The sequence below is a fragment of the Nitrosovibrio sp. Nv4 genome (assembly GCF_900215485.1).
GTDB lineage: Bacteria > Pseudomonadota > Gammaproteobacteria > Burkholderiales > Nitrosomonadaceae > Nitrosospira.
In genome coordinates this window covers 1,302,914-1,327,801 of the sequence record NZ_OCMZ01000001.1, presented here as the reverse complement: position 1 = coordinate 1,327,801, position 24,888 = coordinate 1,302,914, and the positions used below count along the sequence as shown (strand labels likewise).

15 protein-coding genes are annotated in these 24,888 nt (G+C 53.9%); 5 read left to right on the top strand and 10 right to left on the bottom strand.

Features of this window, described 5'->3' with window-relative positions; translation table 11 throughout:
• Window positions 1-57 precede the first annotated feature (57 nt).
• The 7 genes from CRO05_RS05880 to glgC all read right to left on the bottom strand — a co-directional run bounded on the left by CRO05_RS05880 (window position 58) and on the right by glgC (window position 12,453).
• Complete coding sequence (locus tag CRO05_RS05880; RefSeq protein ID WP_235001309.1) at window positions 58-3,702, bottom strand: exodeoxyribonuclease V subunit beta; 3,645 nt, start codon at window positions 3,700-3,702, stop codon at window positions 58-60.
• On the bottom strand, window positions 3,699-6,464 hold the full coding sequence (locus CRO05_RS05875; RefSeq protein WP_097066211.1) for a PD-(D/E)XK nuclease family protein: 2,766 nt from the start codon (window positions 6,462-6,464) through the stop codon (window positions 3,699-3,701). The genes CRO05_RS05880 and CRO05_RS05875 overlap by 4 nt, the downstream gene beginning before the upstream one ends.
• A 25-nt stretch (window positions 6,465-6,489) precedes the next feature.
• Window positions 6,490-6,813, bottom strand: a complete 324-nt coding sequence (gene fdxA, locus CRO05_RS05870; protein WP_097066706.1) for a ferredoxin FdxA — start codon at window positions 6,811-6,813, stop codon at window positions 6,490-6,492.
• A gap of 243 nt (window positions 6,814-7,056) precedes the next feature.
• Window positions 7,057-9,081 carry an alpha-amylase/4-alpha-glucanotransferase domain-containing protein gene (locus tag CRO05_RS05865; RefSeq protein ID WP_097066210.1) on the bottom strand — a complete coding sequence of 675 codons (2,025 nt, stop codon included), beginning with the start codon at window positions 9,079-9,081 and terminating at the stop codon, window positions 7,057-7,059.
• Between the two features lie 105 nt (window positions 9,082-9,186).
• Window positions 9,187-9,339 carry a hypothetical protein gene (locus CRO05_RS15470; protein ID WP_159462700.1) on the bottom strand — a complete coding sequence of 51 codons (153 nt, stop codon included), beginning with the start codon at window positions 9,337-9,339 and terminating at the stop codon, window positions 9,187-9,189.
• 41 nt (window positions 9,340-9,380) lie between these two features.
• On the bottom strand, window positions 9,381-11,081 hold the full coding sequence (locus CRO05_RS05860; protein ID WP_097066209.1) for a glycoside hydrolase family 57 protein: 1,701 nt from the start codon (window positions 11,079-11,081) through the stop codon (window positions 9,381-9,383).
• A gap of 94 nt (window positions 11,082-11,175) precedes the next feature.
• A complete protein-coding gene (glgC, locus tag CRO05_RS05855; protein ID WP_097066208.1) occupies window positions 11,176-12,453 on the bottom strand; it encodes a glucose-1-phosphate adenylyltransferase in 1,278 nt (425 codons plus the stop codon).
• Between the two features lie 281 nt (window positions 12,454-12,734).
• On the opposite strand from glgC, the gene glgB reads away from it, so the two are divergent.
• A complete protein-coding gene (gene glgB, locus CRO05_RS05850) occupies window positions 12,735-14,969 on the top strand; it encodes a 1,4-alpha-glucan branching protein GlgB (protein ID WP_235001308.1) in 2,235 nt (744 codons plus the stop codon).
• A 183-nt stretch (window positions 14,970-15,152) separates the two neighbouring features.
• Window positions 15,153-16,634 carry a glycogen synthase GlgA gene (gene glgA / locus CRO05_RS05845; RefSeq protein WP_097066207.1) on the top strand — a complete coding sequence of 494 codons (1,482 nt, stop codon included), beginning with the start codon at window positions 15,153-15,155 and terminating at the stop codon, window positions 16,632-16,634.
• A gap of 57 nt (window positions 16,635-16,691) precedes the next feature.
• Here the strand turns inward: glgA and glgP are convergent, their stop codons facing one another.
• Both glgP and orn read right to left on the bottom strand, forming a co-directional pair.
• On the bottom strand, window positions 16,692-19,247 hold the full coding sequence (glgP, locus tag CRO05_RS05840) for an alpha-glucan family phosphorylase (protein ID WP_097066206.1): 2,556 nt from the start codon (window positions 19,245-19,247) through the stop codon (window positions 16,692-16,694).
• A gap of 79 nt (window positions 19,248-19,326) precedes the next feature.
• Window positions 19,327-19,872 (bottom strand): oligoribonuclease, encoded by a 546-nt coding sequence (gene orn / locus CRO05_RS05835; RefSeq protein WP_097066704.1) that lies wholly within the window; start codon window positions 19,870-19,872, stop codon window positions 19,327-19,329.
• A gap of 109 nt (window positions 19,873-19,981) precedes the next feature.
• On the opposite strand from orn, the gene CRO05_RS05830 reads away from it, so the two are divergent.
• The 3 genes from CRO05_RS05830 to rsgA all read left to right on the top strand — a co-directional run bounded on the left by CRO05_RS05830 (window position 19,982) and on the right by rsgA (window position 22,678).
• Entirely contained in the window at window positions 19,982-21,238 is a 1,257-nt protein-coding gene (locus CRO05_RS05830) for a M48 family metallopeptidase (RefSeq protein WP_097066205.1), read from the top strand.
• A 163-nt stretch (window positions 21,239-21,401) separates the two neighbouring features.
• Window positions 21,402-21,743: a 4a-hydroxytetrahydrobiopterin dehydratase gene (locus CRO05_RS05825; RefSeq protein WP_097066204.1), complete on the top strand. Its 342-nt coding sequence runs from the start codon at window positions 21,402-21,404 to the stop codon at window positions 21,741-21,743.
• Window positions 21,740-22,678 carry a ribosome small subunit-dependent GTPase A gene (gene rsgA / locus CRO05_RS05820; protein ID WP_235001307.1) on the top strand — a complete coding sequence of 313 codons (939 nt, stop codon included), beginning with the start codon at window positions 21,740-21,742 and terminating at the stop codon, window positions 22,676-22,678. The genes CRO05_RS05825 and rsgA overlap by 4 nt, the downstream gene beginning before the upstream one ends.
• Before the next feature lie 285 nt (window positions 22,679-22,963).
• Here the strand turns inward: rsgA and CRO05_RS05815 are convergent, their stop codons facing one another.
• The gene (locus CRO05_RS05815; RefSeq protein ID WP_097066203.1) at window positions 22,964-24,607 is read right to left on the bottom strand and encodes a SulP family inorganic anion transporter; all 1,644 of its coding nucleotides are present in this window, start codon (window positions 24,605-24,607) and stop codon (window positions 22,964-22,966) included.
• Window positions 24,608-24,888: the final 281 nt, after the last annotated feature.

Below are 24,888 nucleotides of genomic sequence, written 5' to 3'. Positions count from 1 at the left end.
TCAATAAGCTCATCGCTTTCTCACCCCCATCGGCTTCTTCATTCCTCGTTGGTTTCTTCACTCCTCGTCACCCCATTCCCGCCATCCCTTGAGCAGCGGGAAATATAGTCCCCGCCTCACCGGCCGCCCATCGAACATGCGCATAAGCGCGGCGTACCGGTCGAGTTGAATGCGGTAGCGCTCCTGTTCACGGCTGAGAAATCCCTCCAGGTCCGCGCCTTCATGACTGCTGGTCTTGTAATCCACGACCCAGCGCTGACCATCCGCATCGCGAAAAGTACGATCGATAACGAAGTCCATATATTCTCCGCCGGCAATGGTTGTCATGCGCAGTTCGCTGCGAGCGTCCTGTTGTGGGCCGAGCAGCCATTGTCCGCGCGGGTCGCTCACCGTATGGACAAGCGCTGTCATCACACGCTTGATAGCCGCGTCCGTATCGCTCCCATTATTGACCATGCCGCAGGCAAGCAGTTGACGCCTGAAAGTATCGTGCAAAACCTGAATCCGCGCCACGTTCCAGTTCGCCACCCCGTCCTCGGCAATACGCTGCAACCAGCGATGCACGATGTTTCCAATAAGACGTGCCGTTTCCCCAGCCCACGAATATTCTATGTCTCCCTGGACTGGCGCGATTTTCACCTGAGCCTTCCACTGTACAGGCGGAGGCGCGATAGGCAGCACCCAGCCGGATACAAGGCGTCGCAAAGACTGATCAATTGTATATTCTCTTCCTTTCCCCTGTGCGCTGCCATCTTCGTTGCCATCAGTGGCAATCAGCATATGCGAAGATATTGCTCGTGCCGCGGCTTCCGCATAGACGGGTTCGACTACGGGCCAGATTTTGCTCAGTAATGTTTTTCGCGCGGGCGGTTTCAGTTCGAACCCGCCCTCCCGTCCGTGAATAATACTCGCACTGCCAAGCAGATGCAGGCGCTGCCGCGCGCGTGTCGCGGCCACGTAGAGCAGCCGCCCGTCCTCAAGGCCCGCTTTTTCGCCGTCCAGTTTTTCCAGCCAGGAATAGATGCGATCGCCCTCCGCTCCGGTTTCCTGAATCGGTGCAAGCAACAAGTCCTTGCCTTCGTTTCTTTCTTCCCTCTCTCCACCAAGCAGCTCACCCCGTAAATGCTCCATCCACATGAAGAGTTTCTTGTCATTACTGCGCGAGGAGCGGCCCAGGCCGGGTACGATCACGCAATCGAACTCCAGCCCCTTGGCCTTGTGAATGGTCATGATCTGTAACGTGCCGTCGGCTTTCACGTCGGGTAATGCAAAAAGCCTGGCGAGCCCTTCCTCCAGTGCAGCAAGGCTGAGAACGCTCCCGGTGTTTTCGTACGCTTCAAGGTAGTCAAGATAGGCTGTGGCATCTTCCGAGTCTGTTGCATCATTTAGGCAGGCGGGACCTCCCAGCGCAAGCCATGCTGCCTCAACAGTCGCCCGCAGAGACTGGCGACAGCGATTGACCATGCATGCCTTCAGCACTTCACGTACACGCAGCAAACGGGCATGGCCGTCGGCGGAGATCCGTGTCATGCGAGCATCATCATTGATCAATTCCCACACTGTCCGGTGGCCTGCCCCCGTAGTACTTCCCCCCCTGCTTCCTGCTGCACTGACAGCAGCCACGTCATCCATATTGCCGGGGGCGGGCTCCGCTTGCGCTGAAGCGAGCGCGTGCATGTCCAGAAGCATTAGCCCGCACCATGGCGCGCGCAGTAGCGCGAGCCAGGCCACTCGGTCCGCGGGATGCGCTAGCGCCCGCGTCAGAGCCAGCAGATCCTGCACAACAGGGCGGTTGCCCAGTCCTTCAATTTCAATCGCGCGAAAGCGCATTCCGATTTCCTTGAGCCGGGGGACGATCTCGTTGAGATGGCTGCGGTTGCGCACCAGAATTGCCGTCGTCGAGGAGGGATCAGCGTTTCGCGCTTGCATGGCAATCTCTACCACTTTTACCGCCTCGGCGGCATGGTCATCCTCGAAAAACGGGTGTACGCTGACCGCTGCGCCATCAAGCAAACTGTGCATTGCAATGGACGGTGTATAGCGCACCGCGCCAACCGAGATATTCTCCTGCTCTGGCATCACCTCCGTGAACGTGGCATTGACCCAATCCACAATGCCGCGCTGCGAGCGAAAATTGGTGGAAAGGGAAACCGGGTGCAGTACAACGTTGCCAATCCCGCCGGCGTGGGCGCGAAGGAATAACCCGACCTCGGCCTCGCGAAAACGATAAATGGATTGCATCGGGTCACCAACGGCCAGCATACTGCGACCATCCTCCGGTTCCCATCCTGCGATAAGTTTTGCAACCAGCTCATATTGGCTGATTGATGTATCCTGGAATTCATCTATCAATAAATGGCGAATACGATAGTCGAGCGCGAGGGCAAGATCGGTGGGCATCTCGGGTTCGCCGAGTGCTCGCAGCGCGCCTTGCGCAACCTCGGTAAAGTCAACCTTGTTGTGTGACTGAAACACAAGCTTGAGCTGTCCCACGGCGCGTGGCAGCAGTTGTGTGATTGAGCCGAGTACTTCCCATTGCTTTTCGGTATAAGCCGGCGGCGGCAGCAGCCGAACTTCGTGCAGCGCCTGGCGAAGTGCGCCGTCATCAGTGGCGGACAACAGCGAGACGAGCGCACACGCCCTGTCTTTCCATACCTTAGCAATGTCTTTACTGGCTTTGGCCTTGGCGCCGGGCGGAAATCCATCTCTTACGGTGTGCTGCTTGCGCCACGAGCCGTCTTTTGTGAGCAGTAGTTCGGCGATGGCATGCCAGCAGGCGGCGTCCTGCTCTCCGTCACCGGGCATTGTGCTGAGCCTGGTGAGTTGCTTGTATTCGACAATAGCCGAATCCCTGCCGTTATCTGCCAAATTATCAGAGGCATATCGCACGAGCTCAACCAGTTCGTCTCGCATCGAGGCGGACATCGAGGCGGAATATAGCGCACACAAGCGCTTGAGTGCGTCGCGTCGCGTGTTCTTCAACGCGGCTTCCAGCTCATCACGGTCTCTGCCATGAATATGGCGCAACCAGTGATCGCGCCGCGCCAGCATTTCAACGAGCAATGTTTCGACGCGGGCCACGTCGTTGTCGAGATGTTCCAGCAAGCGCTGCATATTCTGCGCCACGACGTCTCCCCCCTCGACCAGATCGATGGTTGCACGCGCCGCTTCGAGGTATAAATCGGATGCGTCCTCTACGGTTTCCGGCTGTGAGCCGAACGCCGATAGCATAGGCATCTGGCGCGTAAGCGAGGCGCATAACGAATCGAACGTTTGAATACGCAAACGTACCGGATTATCGAGAATATGCCAGCCAGCCTGACTGTCGCGCCGCAAGACCGCCTCAGCCAGCTCGCGAGTCAGTCTTCCGTGGCCGGTCTCCTGTCCTGCTTCGGGTCTTCCAAGCGAATGAGATTTTTGGTCGGCCTGCGCAAGCGCCGCCATCAGACGTTCCCGCATCTCCGCAGCGGCTTTGCGCGTGAATGTAATCGCAATAATCTCTTCCGGCTCATCGACAGTCGCGAGCAGCGTGAGATAGCGCTGAATCAGAAGCCCGGTTTTGCCCGATCCCGCTGGCGCCTGAACAATAAAAGAACGCGTGGGATCGAGCGCACGGCGACGCTCGCCGAAGTCCGGCACGGGGTCCAGCGAAAGATCAAGTGCGGGAACCAGCGTATTCAGCATAGGCGAAGCGTTGCTCACTCCTCGTCCCCCTGCTCTGTAAACTCGCCCCCTGCCCGTTCATGAATCCGGCAGAGAGATCGCACGTCACAGTTGCGGCAGGTATGTGGATATTTCTTGGGGTCCACTTTCGCATGACCCCGGATGAAATCGGCAGCGAGACGCTCAAGAGTTGCACCCCAGGCAGCGACCAGGTCCTCCCATGAGCCGTACGTACCGCCATGGCGCGATTCCGAAAACGCCTTCGCGCCAGGCAGCAGATCGCTATCACGTACAAGTGGGGTGAACCGCATCTCGCCCTTCTTGACCTGCGCAAATGCGACCGCCACGGCCTCCGGCTCGGCAGTTACAAGATACAGGGGCAATTGCGGTTCCTCCGGACGATCGCCAAGCATCGTGTTTACTAATGGCGCCCGTGTCTTGTAATCGATGACAAGGCGGCGCCCGTCGCCGAGTTCATCCACCCGATCGAGCCGGGTCGTCAATGCAAGCCCGCCTATGTCGATGTTGCGTTTGTCTTCGATGGCCACGACCGCGAAGTCGTCGCGCTTTTTGTCTTCGTTGAGCCATTCCCGCGCCAGGCGCATCAGGCGCCGTTGCTCAATCGCTGCTAAACGTCCCATAGCTGGACGATCGCGCTGAATGCGTGCGACTGCGGCTTCCGCGGCACGCATAAGTACCGCTTCAAGGTCTTCATCACTGATGGTATCGAGTGCACTTCTGGTCTTGAGTCCGTCCCATGCCTGGGCGAGTACATGATGCACCAATGTGCCGCGCTCCATTGCATCCAGTCCGGCGCGAGGCGCTCCGATACCTTCCGCACCCAATCGATGCACCGCCAATGCTCGAAATGGGCAGACTGCCTGATCTCTTATCACCGCCATGCCGCCCGCAACGCCTTTGGCACTGTCCATACGCATCGCTGGCGCTTCGTCATCTGTCAAGCGCTCAAGCCGGCGTGCATCATGGATCAGATCCCGGTGACTGGCATAATCAGGCAACACAAGCTCGCAAACAGCAATATCCGCTATCAGCGGGCTAGGCGAGAGTTCGCGCGTATCATGGTCGCCGCCGTGCCGCGGATGACTCAAGACAACTTCATTTGCCGCCGTCAGCCACGCATCGGTGAGCCGGCGCGCGAGCTCGAGAGATGAATCCGCCGAGCCTTGGGGTAGCCGCTCGGCTCGTTGTAGCTCGATTGGCAGAAACGGATTGGGTCGTGGCTGCGGCGGCCATGCTTCATCAGATAACCCCATGACCCAAAGGTGATCGAACGCCATGCCCGCTGCCTCGAAAACACCGAGTATCTGGATGGGAACATCCGGCGTCTCGGGTTGAAACAATGTATCGCCTGTCATATGGCGCAAGCGCGACAGCGCTTCGCCGTAGCCGGTGCGTGGCATGACGCTGTCAATGGCAGCGAAATCGGCAAGCACCTCCTGCCACTTTTTAACTGTCTGATATTCGGTTGAATCCAGGTCGCGCTCGCCGGGAAAACCGACGATCCGCAGGACCTCCAAAATCGCTCTGGCCAGCATTGAGGGCGCTTGTGAACCGAGCAGCTTTGCCTTGCGAAATTCGTCATAAGCAGACAAGCGGCTCACAAGAACCGGACAGTTTGTACTGCCCGGTTCACGCTCAATCAGGGCGAGCAGCCGCTCGAGCGTGATCGTGGGCTCCGCGCGTTTGCGCAGTTGGGCATCGAGCCGGGCACGATGGACCATCTCCGTCTCGCCACCGCAAATGAAAGGTGAGCGGAGCAGAATGCTTGCGCGTTCGAACTCGATTTCCCCCGCGCCGAGTTCGAGTATGAGGAACGCGGCGTTTACCAGAGGATACGAGATCAAAGCCAAACCCAGCGACATATTAAACGGTGGAATGCGCCTTGCCGCCCCTGGTAATGATCGCTGAACGTCCGGCTCCATCACAGAGCTGAATATCCGCATGATCGTACTTCGATGCTCTGAAAATCCTGGAACAACGACACCAATGCGAACCGGGCCATCGGCTTCGATTCGCTCTCGTGCCCATACTGCCGCATGGTAAATCTCCTCACGGCAGTCGTCATATGCCACACGCCGTACATTGGGATTTCCCGGCTCAGGTGGCGACGCCCGCCGAGGCGGCAAGGCCAGCATCACTTCACAACCAGACTCCTCGAGCTTGATCAGCAACCCTGCCAACTGGGGTGTGACAACATCAAAACCATAGCAAATCAGGCGCTTCGGTTTACTCACCTCCGGACACTGGCATAACCCCGATACCAGATCGTGAAGCCGCGCGCGGTCGATCTGGCGTCCGCGGGCAGTTATTTGCTCGTAATATTGCGACCAACCACGGAATGCTCTGCCATCTTCGTTCAGCGGAAAGTTCCTGAGTCGCGGAATGAGGTTCCATGCATGAGCGAGCTGCCACGCCTCCCGGGCAAGCCGTGCGGCTTCCGTAACAGAAAGCAGGACTGTGCCCGCTGCCGAATGGGCGACGGCCCGCTCCCACAAAACCTGCTCCTGAGCAGGTGTAAGCAGAATCGGTAAATGAGGCGCTCTGTCAGAGTAAAGTGCGTCGTCGTAGAGACGTTCGATGAATGCGGTGACCGGCAGAATATCAGCCGAATCCCAGACAGAGATTCCCCTGCCGGTCTGGATCCTGCCAAACTCGCGCTTCAGTTCTGTCGCGAGGCGCCGGTTGGGAGTAACAATCGTGACGGCGGCTTTTATACCGCCGTCATAGCCCGCAAGAATCTCGGTGAGAAGAACTTGTGGAAAATTCAGAATGGGGGACATGCGGCGAAAAGCGACCGCTGCCGGATCAGCGTTCGAGTTTGTCCAGTTTCTCTGTTATCTTTGCCCAGTCGTCCGCATCTGCCAACGCATCCTTTTTCTCAATGATCGGTTTCCAGGCTTTGGATAATTCGGCGTTCAGCGCAGTGAAATGCTGTTGATCCGTGGGCACATCGTCCTCGGAGAAAATTGCCTCCACCGGGCACTCAGCCACGCACAAAGTACAATCTATGCATTCGTCCGGATCAATCACTAGAAAATTGGGCCCTTCGCGAAAGCAATCCACCGGGCACACATCCACGCAATCTGTGTATTTGCATTTAATACAACTTTCAGTTACTACATAGGTCATGATGGATCCTTGCTGGGCTCTTTTGAGAATTCTCAATTTTACCAGAAATTTTACGAACGCCACTATAACTCTACAACCCAAACCAGGCTGCCAGTATGGGTTTGAGCCGAAAATCAGGTTTGAATAGAAGCAACCGGAACTCCGGCCATACAATGATGACGCAACGTATGGCCCTGATCCTGCTTACGGCATGGCGCGGCTCGTGTATGCAATTCTGCTTGGTTATCGCCGCGCTGTCGGCAATTATCCCGGTACGGCGTTTTGTTTTGGATTCACTGCCAAAGAAATAAACACTTCCCCAGCCGTCACCGGCCATTCCAGTATCAACGTCACTGCCTGCATAATTTTTTCGAAACCCTCTTCCGACTGAGATACTGAATAACAGGGCTGCGCGCTTAATCCCACCGGAGATGAAACTTTCAGCTCAATATTTCCCGCCAGCGCATCATCATCCAGCGTTATGCCGGTCATGGCAAATAATTCAAGTGGCTCGCCGAAACCACAAGGGATTTCATCCTGATAAATATAGCGTCCGCTCCAGCCGTCACAACTTGGCATGGCCAGATTGATCTCGGTACTGAACATGCCCTGGGCTTCGTCTGCGAAAAGATACGACACTTGCAGCCGGTTATCTGCAAGCCCGATGCTTTTTTTTACGTGAAGTGAAAATGCTTCCGCCTGGCAAAGCACGCCATCAGCGGCGAACGGTTCATGCTCGTAGCTTACAAATCCCCCATTCATGCGGTCTACGAACAACCCCCGCGCATGGTCATCAGCCACTAAATCCACTGCATCTACTTTGTGCTTGAAACTGACTCGCTCGTGCGCCGAAGCGATACCGGTGCCGCTGTGTCCATGTGAGCCGTACCCACTTTGATCAATTTTTTGATAATAATGTTCGGCCTGGCGCTGCAATGTATCGCCAAAATTATGCTTCAATACATACGAATCCAGTTCGCAAACACTGCTACCGCCGTCCAGCTTCAACACGGCCTGAATCACGCCGTTCTGTAAATACATTTCCTCCGTCCCGTCGAGATCGGTATCCTCCACGAATCGCGCCGGGCGGGGCTCACAGGCATCGAGCATCGCTTCCAGTTCCACAATTGCCCTGAATACCGCCCGTCGTAAATGGGGCAAATACAAGCCGCCGAACAAACCGTGCCAGTATGCATCATTGGCCTGGGACTCATAGAGTTTATCCCTCATGGCGTTGCTACATTGCGGTTGCGGCAGCGATGCGAACCGCGTGGAAAGGCCCAGCATGCGTTTGTGCATCCAGTTGGATTCAGGATAACGGGAAAAGAAATTTTTCCAGATTCCGCCGCGCAGAAACGCCTTATTGTGTTCATACCACCCGGACGCCTTTGCCTGCCGCACCAGGTTGGCATAAATATTGGCGGGCTGGGCAGGGAGAGTCCACTCGTTCATTTCAATATAGGAAGTGGTTGGCAGATACACTACACCGCGGGTTTTTCCTGCGGTATGGTAATCGCGGTAGTGCTGGGTGCGGATCATGGGCGAGGCCAGCACATTTTGAATAAAGCTCTCGAGCCAGCCTTTTCCATATACCCAATCGTAAGTCTCGGGCCAGATGCCGAATTTTTCGATGTCATCAAAATAGATCGCGGCATTGCCATGGCTGATTGTATTGTTCTGAGCGAGAGACTCGAGGTAAGCTACCGCTTCCTCAGCCGGAGAAAACGGCAATCGGTAACGCAACGCTTCGGAAATGGGAAACAAATCGAGTTTACGTCCGTCCTCCTCGGTAGTGAAATAGCCGTCCAGTTCCGCCAGAGTTTTGCCGGCACAGAGAAAATGGTAGTCGTCCACGATAACGTAGCGGATACCACAATCCGCTAACGCCGGAACAACCGTTGTTTCCCACACGCGTTCCGTCAGCCACGCACCTCGCGGTCGTTGCCCCAGTTTCCTCTCCAGCTTATCGGAAAATGTCCGTATCTGTCCGATGCGATCACGATTGGGAATTGCCGCCAATACCGGCTCCGTATCCCCGGCGCCGAATAGCTCGACCTGCCCGCGCGCCACCATTTCCCTCAGCAGTGTCATGTCTTCTGGATAGTGATCAATCAGATAGTCCAATAGCCAACCGGAAATATGCATTGCAAAACAGAATTCCGGATAGCGATAAAGCACATGCAGGAAGGGTTTGTAGCAGCGCAGGTGTGCATCGGCCAGAACCTCCGGAAAGTTACCGACCGGCTGGTGAGCGTGAACGCCAAAAAGCAGCGAAATGGGCCGGGACATCGAGTTATCCTCGAGAAAAGAACTTTAGCCACGAATTTGCGCGGATGCTAACCGACATAACGCCGGCGCCGATCAAGCGAACCGCATCATAACTATGTCCCCTCATCAGGAAACGGTCATTTCAGCGAGATAGATGTGACCGAAACCATTTTCGGCTTGCTTCAGCAATAAAAATATCAGTTGGAAAACAGTCAGTCTGAGCTGATGAGCATTATTTGGGATCCCGAATAAATCCCCTAAAACCCCTGTAGCGCTCATTTGCCCGCCGGGCGGCAGAATTGCGAATGTTCAGAGATTCCCTAAGAAGCGCGCCGCATTGCGCCACCCGACTCATGAGTGTCTCCACCCTGGCTGATAGGTTCGCGTACGGATTCGGGTACCGGCAATTTCAGCAGGCCATATAGATTAGCCAGGTTATCGCGGAACAGCTGATCGAAACTCGACACCACGTATGGCGGATTATAGTCGCCCAGCCACCAGAACCAGTCAGAACTCTCGCAGGAAGCCAGTTGCCGCTCGGCTTTGGCCTTTTCCTCATCGGTCAGACGGCCGCTTTGCATCACAAGATCATAACTGTGCTTGGCCGCACAGAGCAGATCCCAGGCGCAGTTTTTGTCCCGATCGCCTATCCAGGTGGAAAATGATCCGTACACCCAACTGCCCGCCGCCAGTACCGGCAAGGTGACAACGTCGGCTTGCTTTACGGTCGCGAGATAGTCCTGATAAGTGGTGACCCGGATCGAACCGTGGTTCTCGAGAATTTCATAAAGATCATTGAGAAAATAATATCCGTTGTAGGGATAATATTCCCAGGCATTTTCGCCATCGAGGATTACGCTTACCACCGGGTTCTCACCGGGCGCCGCATTACGGCCGATGTCCTCGAGAGAGTGCACCAAGTGCTCGGCGGCGTCGCGCCCAAACCACTTTGAGTATTCGAACCCGATCATGTCTGACAATTTCTCGTCGCGAAAGAAGCACGTGACACCGCCGGCCCTGCCCTCTACCCGATATGGCCGGTAAAGATAGCGCCCACGCTCAGGCAGGGGCTCGGGCGCATTCGACATTCGCAAACTATTGGCCAGCACACCTTCCCCGCTTGCGCTCCATTGACAGTCGTGGTCGGCCAGAATTTCCAGCAATGGTGCGGAGATTGCGCCTTCCGCGGGCCATATCCCGCGAGGGGCGATACCAAAGCGGCGCACATGACTTTTGATGGCCGAATCCAACTGACGCGCCACACGGCTTTTTCCCCCCGGATAAATGGTTTCCATTGGCAGATTCGAGCCAGGCACGCTATCACGCGCGGACGAAAAATCGATCAACAGCGGCGCGAGCGGATGGTAATGCGGTGTTGTGGAAAGTTCGATCTGACCCGACTCGGCCAGCTTGCGATAGCGGGGAATCAATCCCTGTATCAATTCCCCGATCACATCAAGCAACTGTTTCCGGTCCGCGTAGCTGAAACCCCTGCCTTGCGTCATCAGTCTCACCACGGCCTCGTTGTCTCTACGCACGCTCTCACCGGTCCATGCAAGATGGTACCAGACGAGCAGGTCCGCCAAATACTGGCCTGAAAGATAAGCCAGCTCGGCCTCGCCACGTTCCCGCAACGTCTCATGCATATCGTGCAAGCGTTTATACGCGGGATAGGGCTGCATCATGGTTACATGATTGCTGCGGAAGCAGCTGTCAAATGCTCGCAGACGATCTCTTGTGGAGACCTGCTCCAGGTCGGGCGTGGCCAGCAAACGCAAGAGGGGATCCCGCAGCTGCCCCACGGCGAACTGCGCCGCATAGTCCTCCAGCTGATCCAGTAACACCGGCACAAAATTAACCGCCGCCTTCATGGATGGATGTGCTTCCAGATGGGATACCATGTCGCTGTAATCCTTGATGGCGTGCAGATACACCCATGGCAGCATAAACTCGCCAGTTTCGTAATTCCGGTAATCCGGCTGGTGCATATGCCACAGCAAGATAAAATTTAATGGTTGCATTTCTATCTTAACCTGATGGAAAGGAACTCTGAAAGTTCCACGCGATCCGCGACGCTCTTCGTTTATACCCTCGCTATCTTGGCGCCCTCATTCCTTACCTGACATAATGTATTTTCTGTCCCAGCATTTCGGGAGTGATAAGAGTAATACCATTTTCAGTGACGTGAAACTGCTTGCGATCTTCTACCGGGTCAAATCCCACGGTCAGACCGGGGGGAATTAAACAATTCTTGTCCACCACTGCCCGCCTCAGTCGGACATGCCGTCCGATATCCACATTGGGCAGTATCACTGAGTCTTCAATACTGCTATAGCTGCGTACCTGCACATTTGAAAACAATAAAGAACGGCGCACCGTTGACCCACTGATGATGCAACCGCCGGAAACCATGGAGTCCAGCGCTTGACCCCGCCGGTCGTTGTCATCGAAAACAAACTTGGCGGGCGGCAGCTGTTCCTGATGAGTCCAGATCGGCCAGTCCTGATCATATAGGTTGAGATCAGGTGTGACGTGAGTAAGGTCAAGATTCGCCTCCCAATACGCATCAACCGTACCCACGTCCCGCCAGTATGGCACACCTGAGACCATGTTGACACAGCTGTCAAGAAATCGGTGAGCGAATACCCGGCGTCGAGGTACCAGATACGGAATCAAATCCTTCCCAAAATCATGGGATGAGCTGCTGTCATCATGGTCATGAATCAGCTGTTCGAACAGGAACGATGCATTGAATACATAGATACCCATGCTTGCAAGCGCGTACCCGGGCTTACCGGGTATGGAAGCAGCCGTGGCGGGCTTCTCGGCGAAGCTGGTGACACGCAGGTCCTCGTTCACGCTCATGATACCGAAAGCGTTCACCGTCTCCACGGGCACATCAACGCATGCGACAGTCATGTCAGCGGATTTCTCCACGTGATCGGCCAGCAGCTTGCTATAGTCCATTTTATAAACGTGGTCACCGCCCAGGACCAGCACGTACTCAGGATTATGAACGCGCAGTATGTCAATATTCTGATACACCGCATCGGCGGTTCCCTGGTACCAGGTTTCCTCGATTCGCTGCTGAGCAGGCAGCAATTCAACAAATTCATGGAATCGCCCATCCAGAAAACCCCAGCCGTGCTGGATATGGCTGATCAGGCTCTGCGACTTGTACTGAGTAGCAACACCAATACGGCGAATTCCGGAGTTAACGCAATTGGAAAGCGGAAAATCGATAATGCGGAATTTGCCGCCAAATGGCACCGCGGGCTTGGCGCGCCAATCCGTTAACTGCCGCAAGCGGCTGCCACGGCCGCCCGCCAGGATCATTGCTATCGAATTACGCGTAATCTGGCTGTGAAAACGCAGGTCAGCCTCTCCTTTCATTTGGGAAACCCCTGAATAAGTCTTGCGTGGAGCGCTATTTCCGCTATTCCATTTACCGCCGGGCGCCGAATCGGATGATTATAATGCGCACGGCGAAGATCGTAGCTTACTATTGTACGACAAGGGATGCCAGGGAGTACAAAGCAGTGAACGTGGATATTGCCGCAACCTGAAGAGACTTCCCGTTTCATCCCCGTATCCATGTCTAATGTTTTTTGCCGCCAGGTTTGATCAATTCACGATCCTGCCCTCCTTGGCCTTGTGCGAGCTATAATCGTCGCATGCATCCCGATCTGATAAAACAAGGCATGCCTGTCGAAGTCAACCCACTGCTGGAAGCGCTGCTGGCCGCGCGACTGCATGATCCTTTCAGTTACCTGGGTGCCCGCCTTGAGCATGATTATAGCTTGGTACGGGTATTCTATCCTTATGCCAGAAAGGTATGGATTGATATAGGAGGCAGTTTTGAGCCGATGACGCGGATACATCCCGTCGGGGTTTTCGAATGGCGTGGCGCCGCTTTACCGCCCCTCCCGTATCTATTGCGTGTCGAAGATGGTAACGCGGGGCCCGAGGGACTGATGTATGAAACTTATGACCCCTATGCTTTTCTGCCGCAAATCTCCGATTATGACCTGTATCTTTTTAACGAAGGCCGATTACGCCAAGCTTATCGTACGTTAGGCTCTCATGCGGTGGAAAGCCGCGGTATCGGCGGTGTACTTTTCTCTGTATGGGCTCCTAACGCCGAGCGCGTCAGCGTGGTGGGCAGCTTTAACCGATGGGACGGGCGGATGCATCCGATGGCGGTTCACGGTTTTAGCGGGGTGTGGGAATTATTCATACCCGGTATTCCGCCAAATTCACTCTACAAGTATGAAATACGCAACCGCGATAGTGGCGCGATCCTCCTCAAAACCGACCCCTACGCCACACATTACGAGCTAAGACCCAATAATGCCGCGCGTACGCCGGGCTTGGGCGAGACAACCTGGGACGACGGTGAGTGGATGGCAAGCCGGGGGATAAGGGATTGGCTACAGGCCCCACTGAATATTTATGAGATTCACGCCGGATCCTGGAAACGGCATCCTGACGGACGCTTCTACTCTTATCGCGAACTTGCCTGGCATCTGATTCCTTATGTACGGGAAATGGGTTATACCCATATCGAGTTGATGCCCGTTTCCGAGCACCCGCTTGATGAATCCTGGGGCTACCAGACCACCGGCTATTTTGCTCCCACCAGTCGCCATGGCTCCCCGGACGACTTGAAATTTTTCGTTGATGCCTGTCATCGGGAAGATATTGGCGTAATCCTCGACTGGGTACCCGCGCACTTTCCACAAGATATATTTGCCTTATCCCGATTTGACGGCAGCGCGCTATATGAACACGAAGACCCGCGCATGGGGCTGCATCAGGATTGGGGCACGCATATTTTCAATTTCGGGCGCAACGAGGTGAAATCGTTTCTGCTGTCGAGCGCTCATTTCTGGTTGTCCGAGTTTCACATCGATGGATTACGGGTGGATGCTGTTGCGTCCATGCTCTACCTGGACTATTCACGAAAGCAGGGTGATTGGTTGCCCAACAGATATGGCGGCAGGGAAAATCTGGAAGCTATCGATTTCCTGCGCGAACTGAATATCATGGTGCACGAGGAATTCCCCGGTGCGTTGACCCTGGCGGAAGAATCCACCTCATGGCCAGCCGTATCCCGTCCTGCCCATCTTGGCGGCCTGGGGTTCTCCATGAAATGGAATATGGGCTGGATGAACGACACGCTAACCTATATGAGGAACAATCCGGTTCATCGCCGTTTCCACCAGGACCAGCTTACTTTCGGCCAGTTGTATGCCTACACTGAAAATTTTGTGCTACCGTTTTCGCATGATGAGGTAGTGCATGGCAAGGGGTCGCTGCTGGGCAAAATGCCGGGGGATCCCTGGCAGCAATTTGCAAATGTGCGTCTATTGTTTACCTATCAAATGACTTATCCCGGTAAAAAGCTTAATTTCATGGGAAACGAATTCGCTCAGGGACGTGAATGGGACTCCGGGCGAGAACTGAACTGGGATCAGCTACAACACGAACAACACCGTGGCGTAAAGGTGGCCTTACGCGACCTTAATCATTTGTATAGCAGTATCCCCGCCTTGCACGAGCGCGATTTTTTACCTGAGGGTTTCGCGTGGATAGACTGCCACGACGCCGACAACTCCGTCATCAGCTATTTGCGCTATGCATGCGATGGCTCATTTGTAGTGGTGATACTCAATTTTACGCCTGTGCCTCGCGGGCGCTATCGTATTGGCGTTCCTGCCGGGAGCGCATATCACGAAATATTCAACAGCGATTCCTCGTATTATGGCGGCAGTAATCTGGGTAACATGGGCGTCATCGATACGACAGGCAAGCCATGGATGGGGAGACCGGATTCGATCGTTGTCAGCCTCCCGCCACTTGCAGGAATCATTCTTTCGCTCGGAATATCGAGTGGCACGGCAGTCTAGCGGATGAGATGGATGAGGTGTGCACTTGACCACAACGGGAACATGGTCGAAAGCAATTCCTGCGCTATGAAGTAGTGCTGGATGAAAACGTGAAATGTAAATGCATCCCAAGCGTTTCACGTTCTCGTTCAACCGCCAGACAGCAACAAAACCAATGTAGAAAATATAACCAGCGGATTATCCATGTCACGTGCTTCATCACATCACGGCCCACGCGTTCTGTTTGTCACGCCGGAAGTTTATCCCTTAAACAAAACCGGCGGCCTGGGTGATGTGAGCGCAGCGTTACCTGCAGCGTTGCGTGAATTGTCCGTAGATGCACGCATACTTATTCCGGGCTATCCGCAAGTACTGGCAGGACTCAAAAACAAACAAAAGATAGCCGAATTTGCCGCTCAACCTCCATTTCCGCCATCGACCCTGCTAGCTGCAAAGCTGGTGGCGGACACATCCACACGCGTTCCCATATTCGTCATTGACTGCCCCCCGCTATACCGGCGAGAAGGGGGTCCCTATGCGGATGCCGCCGGCCGCAACTGGCCGGACAATGCATTGCGTTTCGGTCTTCTCTCAAAAGTTGCCGCGACGCTGGCGAGCGATGCAACCCCGCTCGTCTGGCGCGCGCAAGTTGTTCACTGCAATGATTGGCAAAGTGCGCTGGCGCCCGCGTATCTGCATTTCCATAAAGGCGAAAAGGCAGCATCCCTGATGGCAATCCACAATCTCGCGTTTCAGGGAGTCTTTCCCCCTGAAACCGTAACTCAACTAGGTCTACCCTCCGAAAGTTTTCATATAAACGGTGTGGAATATTATGGAGGCATGTCGTTTTTAAAGGCCGGGCTCTATTATTCCCGCCACATCGCTACCGTGAGTCCCACTTACGCCAGAGAAATTCAGACGGCGCCGCTTGGTTTTGGCATGGAAGGCCTCCTCGCCGGGCGGCACAAGCATATCAGCGGTATTGTCAATGGCATTTCCGCGGAATGGAACCCGGGCACTGATCCTGATCTTGCAAAGAATTACACAGTTGCCAGCCTGGCGGCAAAAAGCGCCAATAAAACGGCGTTACAGCAGCGGCTAGGGCTGACTGTCGATCCGGATGTCCCGCTGTTTGGCTCCGTAAGCCGGTTTACTCACCAGAAAGGCTATGACCTGTTGCGGCAAGTCGCCGCTCAGTTAATTGAAATGCCGGCACAACTGGCGCTTTTGGGCAACGGTGAAGCCGTGCTGGAGCAGGAGTTGACCCGGCTGGCAAAAAATCACCCTGGGAAAATTACGGTACATATTGGATTTGACGAAAAACTTGCGCACTTGATAGAAGCGGGTGCGGACAGCTTTTTGATGCCCTCCCGCTTCGAGCCTTGCGGACTGAATCAGATGTATAGCCAGCGCTATGGAACGCCCCCGCTAGTTCATGCCACAGGTGGCTTGCTTGATACAGTTGTCGATTGCACAACGAAAACGTTGGCCGACGGAAGCGCCAGTGGATTTTTGTTCCACGATATGACGCCCGGCAGTTTTCTCAGTGCTATCCGGCGTGCCATTGCTGCCTATCATGATAAATCCATCTGGCCCCAATTAATGCGAAACGGCATGGGCAAGGATTTCAGCTGGCGCTCCAGCGCGGCCGCGTATCGGAAGGTCTACCTGTCGCTACTCTCCTGATAAGAAGTCTGAATAATCCATGAACGCATGCTCCCACCTGATAGAAGGCGGTGATATCTATAGCCAAATCATCATGCCCATTTCAAATGGATGCGTCAGCAGAGGCTGATAGGGATAAGCGCGAATGTAGTAGTCCAGCTTACCGCATAAATCTGGGGTAAGGTTCAATGCGAACAGATGCTCCCCCGATTCTTCCATGCCCGTAAACTCAAATCTGAAGTGTTTGTACTCGCATAAGGTACTCTTCTCGAGCTGACGACACACCAGCAGTTCCACTATCACATCCTCAGGCTGTAAACCGTTCAGTCGCATAGCGACATCGAAATGCAGCGCATCCCCAAAGTTGATACGTTTGCGCGGCGTATCCAAACGGCGAATTGCTACGCCTCCCCATGCCCTTCTCACAAAATCCTTCCAGGCAGCGATTTTTTTCGCGCCGCTGAAGTTGTCGTCGGAATAAAGTGCTCCCTGCCTGCTGGCCGGCACATAAAAATTCTTGGTGTACTCGGTCACCATGCGTGTGGCATTGTAACGCGGCAGTAGCGACATCATTGAGTTTTTGGCCATTTTCACCCATCCTGGCGAATAACCCAATTTATCGCGACTATAATAAAGTGGCACTACGTGGTCCTGCAGCGTTTCGTAAAAATCCTTACTCTCTTCCTTGTCGCGAAGCGACGGAGACATATTTTCCGGTCCCGGTTTGATAGCCCAGCCATTCTTGCCGTTATAGCCTTCTCCCCACCAGCCATCCAGTACGCTCAGGTTAAGCGTCCCGTTTATACCTGCTTTCATACCTGAGGTACCGCTTGCCTCCAGCGGATATATTGGACTGTTGAGCCATACGTCCACACCGGAAACCAATCGACGGGCGAGACGTAAATCGTAGTCTTCGACCAGCAGAAGCTGCCCTTCAAATTCCGGTAGACGAGCAATCTGGCTGACGCGCCGGATCAGATCCTGTCCCGGAACGTCGGCAGGATGTGCCTTGCCGGCGAAAATCAGCATTACGGGACGGTCGTGCTGAAGCAGGATTCTGCGCAACCAGTCGAGATCCTCAAATAGCAGCGTCGCACGCTTGTAGGTGACAAAACGACGGGCAAAACCGAGTGTCAGTATATTTGGATTGATGGGGTCGGCGAATCTGAGCAAGCGATCAAGATGCGCTTCAGAGCCATGATTCCGGGAATTCTGGGTGCCAAGACGAGCGCGTATGCCGTAAAACATCTGTGACTTCAGCGTTTGCCGCACACTCCAGAACAAGTGATCGGGTATCGCTTCAATGCGTGACCAGTACTTTTCATCGCATATATTGCTACGCCACTCGTGACCGAGATAGCGATCAAATAAATCAGTCCATTCCTGTGCCAGAAAAGTGGGTACATGCACACCGTTCGTGATGTAGGCGATCGGGTTTTCTTCCGGCTCGATCTGAGGCCATAAATCCTTACATATGCGTGCTGATACATCGCCGTGTATCTTACTCACCCCGTTATGAAAACGGGAACCGCGAATGGCAAGGCCCGTCATATTGAAATCGTGATTGCCCGGGACGCGCCCCCACTCCATGAACATTTCCCGGGTGATATTGAGTTCACGGTAAAAGCCCTCGAAATATGTTGACATCATATCATTGCTGAAATGATCGTGGCCCGCCGGTACCGCCGTGTGGGTAGTGAAAACGGTGCTCGCCGCCACTGCCTCCAGCGCGCTGGCTAAGTCCAGCCCCTGCTGTACCAGATCACGCATGCGTTCCAGCATCATGAATGCCGCATGGCCTTCGTTGATATGCCATATCGTCGGCTTGATTTCCATTTCGCGCAGCGCGCGGGCGCCGCCGATGCCGAGTATGATTTCCTGCTCAATCCGGTTTGCCCTGTCGCCGCCGTAGAGCTGATGGGTTATATCGCGGTCGTCTACGGAATTTTCCGGCAAGTCGGTATCGAGTAGATAAAGCGTGACATGACCTATTTTCGCCTGCCAAACCTTCACCACCACTTTGCGTTGCGGCAGCTCCACTTCGACTCGCACTTCCGCCCCGTTGGCACGTAGCACGGGCGCTACGGGCAGGTCTTCAAAATCCGAATCAGTATACGCAACCTGCTGATTACCATGGTTATCTATGGTCTGGAAGAAATATCCCTGTCGATAGAGCAAGCCCACCCCGACCATTGGCAAGCGCAAATCGCTTGCCGCCTTGCAATGGTCGCCCGCCAGAATGCCAAGACCGCCCGAATAGATTGGGAAGCTTTCGTGGAAACCGAACTCGAAACAGAAATACGCTACTTGATCGGCTGGATGCAAACCGCTGGTACTACCGTTCCGGATAGGTTCGGAATGGTAGGAATCGTAAGCCGACAAAATGCTGTTGTAATGAGCCAGGAAAACTTGGTCTTCCGCGGCTTTCAGCAATAGCGATTCGTCCACGCGCTTGAGAAATGCTTTCGGATTATGCTCTACTGCCCCCCAGAGGCGGGGATCGAGGCGAGAAAATAGCGAACGCGTAGAGCGATCCCAGCTGTACCAGAGGTTATTGGCCAGCTCCTCGAGGCGAGCCAGGCGGCCTGGAATCTTTGGGTTGACAGCGATCGTAAATACGGTGCCGGAGGACATACGCAATTTTTCCTTGATAGGGATGGAATGGTTACATCAAACCCGGGAGAGCATTTTCTTGTTTTGCCTTAATCCCGTTCTATGCTCGGATAAAATGCTCGCGATAGTATTTTATCTCAGCTATGGAATCATAAATATCCGCCAGCGCCTCATGCTTGCATTGCTTTGTGAGGCCTGCGCAAATTTCCGGCTTCCAGCGCTTCACCAATTCCTTCAAACTGCTTACATCCAGATTGCGATAATGGAAATACGCTTCCAGTTGCGGCATCCAGCGGACCAGAAAACGCCTATCCTGACAGATTGAATTGCCGCACATGGGAGAGATTCCAGCTGGGATATGCGCCTGCAGAAATGCGATCATGCGTGCCTCCACCTCCGCTTCATCCAGCCGTGACGACCTCACCTTATCCACCAGCCCGGATCTGGCATGGGTAGACTTGTTCCAGTTGTCCATCCCGTCCAGCACCGCTTCCGTCTGATATAAGACTAATACCGGCGCCTCCGCCAGGACATTTAATTGAGAATCGGTTACTACCAGTGCAACCTCCAGGATATGATCAGTCTCCGGGCTCAGCCCGCTCATCTCCATATCTATCCAGATGAGGTTATTGCTGTCTTGTGCCATAATTGAACCGCTTTCCTGAATTTCCAACATGTAATTGTGTCATATCACCTCTGACCCGTCATCTTTCGTCACTTCATCAGTCGCGGGACTACAGCGAGCCCTATCCACCATGCAAACTTTCACAGCCATCTTTCTCGCTGCTCTGATAACCACTGTTTTAACACGAACGTGGCTCGCAACCCGGCACATCAGGTACATTCTCGCCCATCGGGACCGGGTGCCCGAGAATTTTTCTTCTCAGATCAAGCTGGATGTACACCAGAAGGCGGCCGATTATACGTGTGCCAAGACTCGACTGGGATATGTCAGTCTATCGGTGGAAACCGCGCTTTTACTGATATTCACATTGGGCGGCGGATTGGATGCCCTCGCAGCCTTCTGGGCAGATTGGTTGAGCGATCCGCTGGTACACGGGATGACGCTCATCATCAGCGCTGCCCTGCTGATGAGCGTGGTGGAAATTCCTGTAAGCTATTATCGAACTTTTGTTATTGAACAGCAATTCGGTTTCAACAAGATGACGCCGCGCATGTATTTCCTCGATCTGGTCAAGCGTATTGCGCTGGGCGTGTTACTCGGCGTACCGCTGCTGTTCAGCATCTTGTGGCTGATGGAGAAAATGGGATCGTATTGGTGGTTTTATGCCTGGCTCGCATGGATGGGTTTCAATCTGGTGGTCCTCGCCATTTTCCCGACCTGGATCGCGCCGATTTTCAACAAGTTCACCCCACTTGAAGACGCAGCGCTCAAGGAGCGCATTGAACAACTGATGCGGAAATGCGGTTTCAAATCCAGCGGTCTTTTCGTAATGGACGGCTCTCGCCGCAGTAATCACGGCAATGCCTATTTTACCGGCTTCGGTAAAACAAAGCGGATCGTTTTTTTTGACACTTTGCTTTCTCGCCTGGATATACCCGAAATTGAAGCGGTATTAGCGCATGAATTAGGGCATTTCAAGCGACGTCACGTTATCAAACGTATCGCCTGGACTTTCGCCATGAGTCTGGTATTTTTATGGGCACTAGGCTATCTGATGCAGCAGCCCTGGTTTTATCAGGGGCTGGGTGTCTCCGTTTCGTCGGTACCCTCCACAGCGATGGCGCTGTTACTGTTTTTCCTCATTATGCCTACGTTTACCTTCCTGTTCCAGCCATTGGCGAGCCTGTATTCCCGCAAACATGAATTCGAGGCCGACAAATATGCGGCGGACAACGCCTCCGCACCCGATCTCATACACGCGCTGATAAAACTCTACAAGGATAACGCCTCAACGCTTACTCCCGATCCCCTGCACTCGGCGTTTTACGATTCTCATCCGCCTGCGGCGATGAGAATAGCGCGGCTGGAAAACCTGGCGCATAATTGACGTTTTTTGGAATGGTACCCCCGGATATTTCAACAGATCGGCCAGGAAATTGTCATAAGGAGCATGAATGAAGGCGTGGATACAAGGGCTGAGATCCGGTGCGTACCGCCAGGCTTTCGATAAAATCCTGATTAACCATTTACACTGACCAGCAGGAGTGCTAATGAACATCACCGCCAATGATCTTGCAACGAAACGGTGCAAGCCGTGCGAAGGCAATATGCCGCCACTTTCTCCCGCCGAAATAACGATGCTGATGCAGCAACTCGAAGGATGGGAGTTTTTCGAGAAGGTGATTCGAAAGGACTACAGTTTCAAAAATTACTATCAGACCATGGCTTTCGTCAATGCGATCGCATGGATCTCCCATCGGGAAGATCATCATCCGGACATTACAGTCGGCTACAATAAATGCAGCGTCGAATACACTACGCATGCCGTCAGCGGTTTATCCGAGAATGATTTTATTTGTGCCGCGAAAATAGACACTTTGTTCGAAATTTGAAACAAGCCTGCCGCTCCCCAACATCGCCGATTCGTGGAGAGATAGTCGCCGCATTCGGCAGGCATTTTCTCGTCAAAACCGCAACCGACATAGCTCTCGAATGTGTGTTGCGCGGAAAAAAAGGGGGGGCAGCATGTGGCGACCAGGTAGAGATTCACCTGACCAGCCCAAGGCAGGGGGTGATTGAAACCATCCTGCCGCGCAGCGCGCTACTGTATCGCAGCGACACCTCCCGGCAGAAGCTCATCGCTGCCAACGTTACCCAGATAATCATTGTGGTGGCTGCGGTACCTGCATTTAGCGAGGAATTGATAAACCGCTGCCTGGTTGCCGCCGAAAGTCAGCGTATCAAGACGCTGATTGTACTCAATAAAGCTGATCTGGCTGAGCCGACACGCGCTGCATTCGCAACACTTTCGCTCTACGAAAGGCTTGGCTATTCCCTGCTACAGCTCAGCGCGAAGACCAATGTTGAACCCCTTCTGCCCTATCTGCACAGCCATCTCAGCGTCTTAGTGGGTCAATCGGGTATGGGGAAGTCGACTATCATTAATGCGCTTATCCCTGCGGCTGAACGGGCCACCGCCGAAATTTCCGCAACGCTCGATACCGGACGCCACACTACAACCCACGCACGACTCTATCACCTCGACGAAACCAGCCGCATTATCGATTCGCCCGGCGTGCAGCAATTCGGCCTGCAACATATGAGTAGTGAGGAAGTCGCGTGGGCATTCGTGGAATTTCATCGCTACCTTGGCCAATGCAGATTCAACAATTGCCGCCATATCGGTGAACCCGGCTGCGCCTTGCTACAAGCGGTGCAGGAAGAAAAAATAGACGCGCGCCGCCTGGATTTCTACCGCAAGCTCATCATGTCGCTGACCCCTTCTGTGGGTGCAATTTCCAGCGTCGGCCAGAAAGTTCAGCACTAAAATCTTCGTACGGACTGCGTTCGAGTTCCGTTTGACATTGGACTGGAATGCAATTTCCAGCTGGCTTTACTCTGCCCCCGAGTAATCCATCAACACCGTGAAGGGTTAGCACGCTTATATCTTATTTGAAGCTGATCTGCTCATGCCACTGGGATGCTGAGATAGACATAAATGGCTCAGAATATCGCCTCCCCGGCGCGCGATCCAGATAAAAAACCAGGTTCCTCGTCCGCGGCCAGCAGACGGAGAACCTGGCTTCCGTTTCTTCAGCGCGATCCGCTCGGGTTAGCTGCCGCCAAGTGACTGCGTTGTTGTTTCGCCGATTTTCTGTTTTTTGACTTTCCTTCCAGCGAGTGGATGACTGGAGAAAGGTTCGAATCGCTCGAAACCTTTGACAGTTACTGCGCCACCGGTCTCGACATATTGCTCTTCGAAATGTTCAAGAAATTCCATGAAAGTATGATCGACCAATGTAGCCTGGCCAAAATCAAGAACTACTTCTTTGCCCGGCTTGAATCGGCTAAGCACCTTCTTGAAACCGATCAGATTCGAAAATATGGCCGCGTCCTGAACGTTCATGTAGTACTGCGTATCGGTTTCCTTCAACTGATAACGGGCCTTGAAAATGTTACCTAATGAAGCCCCGTTTACGATATGAAAGACAAACTTGACTGCGATACCCGCAGCAATGCCGACAAGCAGATCAGTGGCAACCGTTGTCCCAATGGTCACCAGGAAGATAGTCAGTTGCTCGCTGCCGATTTTGTAGGTCTTGAAAAACAAGCCAGGCGACGCAAGACGATATCCCACAAAGACCAGCATGGCCGCGAGGGCGGTGTTGGGAATCATCTCAATTACCGGAATCAGCAACAGCATCGAGATGAACAAGCAAAAGCCGTGAAAGAAATTGGCCCAGCGGGTACGGGCGCCGAAAGTAACGTTCGCAGAACTACGGGCAACCTCCGATATCATCGGGGATCCGCCAACGACGGCAGCAAGAGTATTACCCGCTCCGACGGCAATCAGGTCCTTGTTGAAGTTCGACTGACGTCTCCACGGGTCAAGGCCGTCGACAGCCTTTACGGTAAGGCAGGACTCAAGGCTCCCGACAAGAAGAAACATGATCACGTACTTCCAGAAGACGCCGGTTCCTATCATGGAGAAATCAGCGTTGTAGCCGATCTCGGACCAGAAATCACCGATTTGCACGAGGATATGGGCGGGCTGCGTCGTCTTGAAATCCAGAACCATCGCTGCGGGAATCGCGATCAGCAGCACGACCATGGGTGCCGGAATTTTTTTAACGATCGGATTTTTTATCAGCGGCATGCCAAATAAAACCAGCAGACTGAGAAGCCCGACTATTGCAACGGGCCCATTAGGATTCATGATTGACGCGGGGATCTGCGCATACAGCCTCACAGGGCCCATTCCCGCCAGTGTCGCCGGGTCTATTCCCAGCAGGATATGAACCTGTTTGGATATGATGATAAGTCCGATGGCAGCCAGCATTCCATGCACAGCGGATAATGGGAAGAAATCGCTCAGCGAACCAGCCTTCATGAAACCGATGACAACCTGAAGGGCACCCGCTACTACCATGACTCCCAGAGCCATTTTCCACCCCTCTGGTCCGCCGCCAACTTGGGCTACGCAGCCTGCTACGATCGTAATCAAACCGGCCGCCGGACCCTTGATAGTAAGCTGAGAACCGGCAAAAAACGTAACCACCAGGCCCCCGATCATCGCGGTAAGCACACCCATCGCCGGCGGAAAATCACCGGCTTTGGCGATACCGAGACTGAGCGGCAGCGCCAGCAGGAAAACAAAGAACCCGGCCATAAAATCGTACCGGAAGTTCTCTAACATACCGGGTAGGCCGTCTTTCGGAATTGTCAATTTAGCAGTAGAACTAGTCGTAGAACTCATCAGAGGTTGCTCCCATTCATTTGGATTTTAATGCCCCAATTAAAAACACGGGTTTTAATAATGTTTTGTACTTGCTTTTCATGTTTGATACGTTCCGCGCATTCCGCCGGACAGGATTTATCCCGAAGGGTTGAAATACGCCAAACCTGATGTTGTTAAGCTCCCAAAAATAAATGTCCCGGCAATGAACCGCCTCCGCAGTAGTGCGGCCGCCCATACAATCCCCATCGCTCGTTGGGCATATGTCAGGTTTTCTACGGTAGGATTCATATTTCTCTCCC

Excerpts from the sequence above, each read along its gene's own strand:
- CRO05_RS05875 (WP_097066211.1), bottom strand. The coding sequence starts at position 6,464 with ATGTCCCCCATTCTGAATTTTCCACAAGTTCTTCTCACCGAGATTCTT.
- fdxA (WP_097066706.1), bottom strand. The coding sequence starts at position 6,813 with ATGACCTATGTAGTAACTGAAAGTTGTATTAAATGCAAATACACAGAT.
- CRO05_RS05865 (WP_097066210.1), bottom strand. The coding sequence starts at position 9,081 with ATGTCCCGGCCCATTTCGCTGCTTTTTGGCGTTCACGCTCACCAGCCG.
- CRO05_RS15470 (WP_159462700.1), bottom strand. The coding sequence starts at position 9,339 with ATGAGCGCTACAGGGGTTTTAGGGGATTTATTCGGGATCCCAAATAAT.
- CRO05_RS05860 (WP_097066209.1), bottom strand. The coding sequence starts at position 11,081 with ATGCAACCATTAAATTTTATCTTGCTGTGGCATATGCACCAGCCGGAT.
- glgC (WP_097066208.1), bottom strand. The coding sequence starts at position 12,453 with ATGAAAGGAGAGGCTGACCTGCGTTTTCACAGCCAGATTACGCGTAAT.
- glgB (WP_235001308.1), top strand. The coding sequence starts at position 12,735 with ATGCATCCCGATCTGATAAAACAAGGCATGCCTGTCGAAGTCAACCCA.
- glgA (WP_097066207.1), top strand. The coding sequence starts at position 15,153 with ATGTCACGTGCTTCATCACATCACGGCCCACGCGTTCTGTTTGTCACG.
- glgP (WP_097066206.1), bottom strand. The coding sequence starts at position 19,247 with ATGTCCTCCGGCACCGTATTTACGATCGCTGTCAACCCAAAGATTCCA.
- orn (WP_097066704.1), bottom strand. The coding sequence starts at position 19,872 with ATGGCACAAGACAGCAATAACCTCATCTGGATAGATATGGAGATGAGC.
- CRO05_RS05830 (WP_097066205.1), top strand. The coding sequence starts at position 19,982 with ATGCAAACTTTCACAGCCATCTTTCTCGCTGCTCTGATAACCACTGTT.
- CRO05_RS05825 (WP_097066204.1), top strand. The coding sequence starts at position 21,402 with ATGAACATCACCGCCAATGATCTTGCAACGAAACGGTGCAAGCCGTGC.
- CRO05_RS05815 (WP_097066203.1), bottom strand. The coding sequence starts at position 24,607 with ATGAGTTCTACGACTAGTTCTACTGCTAAATTGACAATTCCGAAAGAC.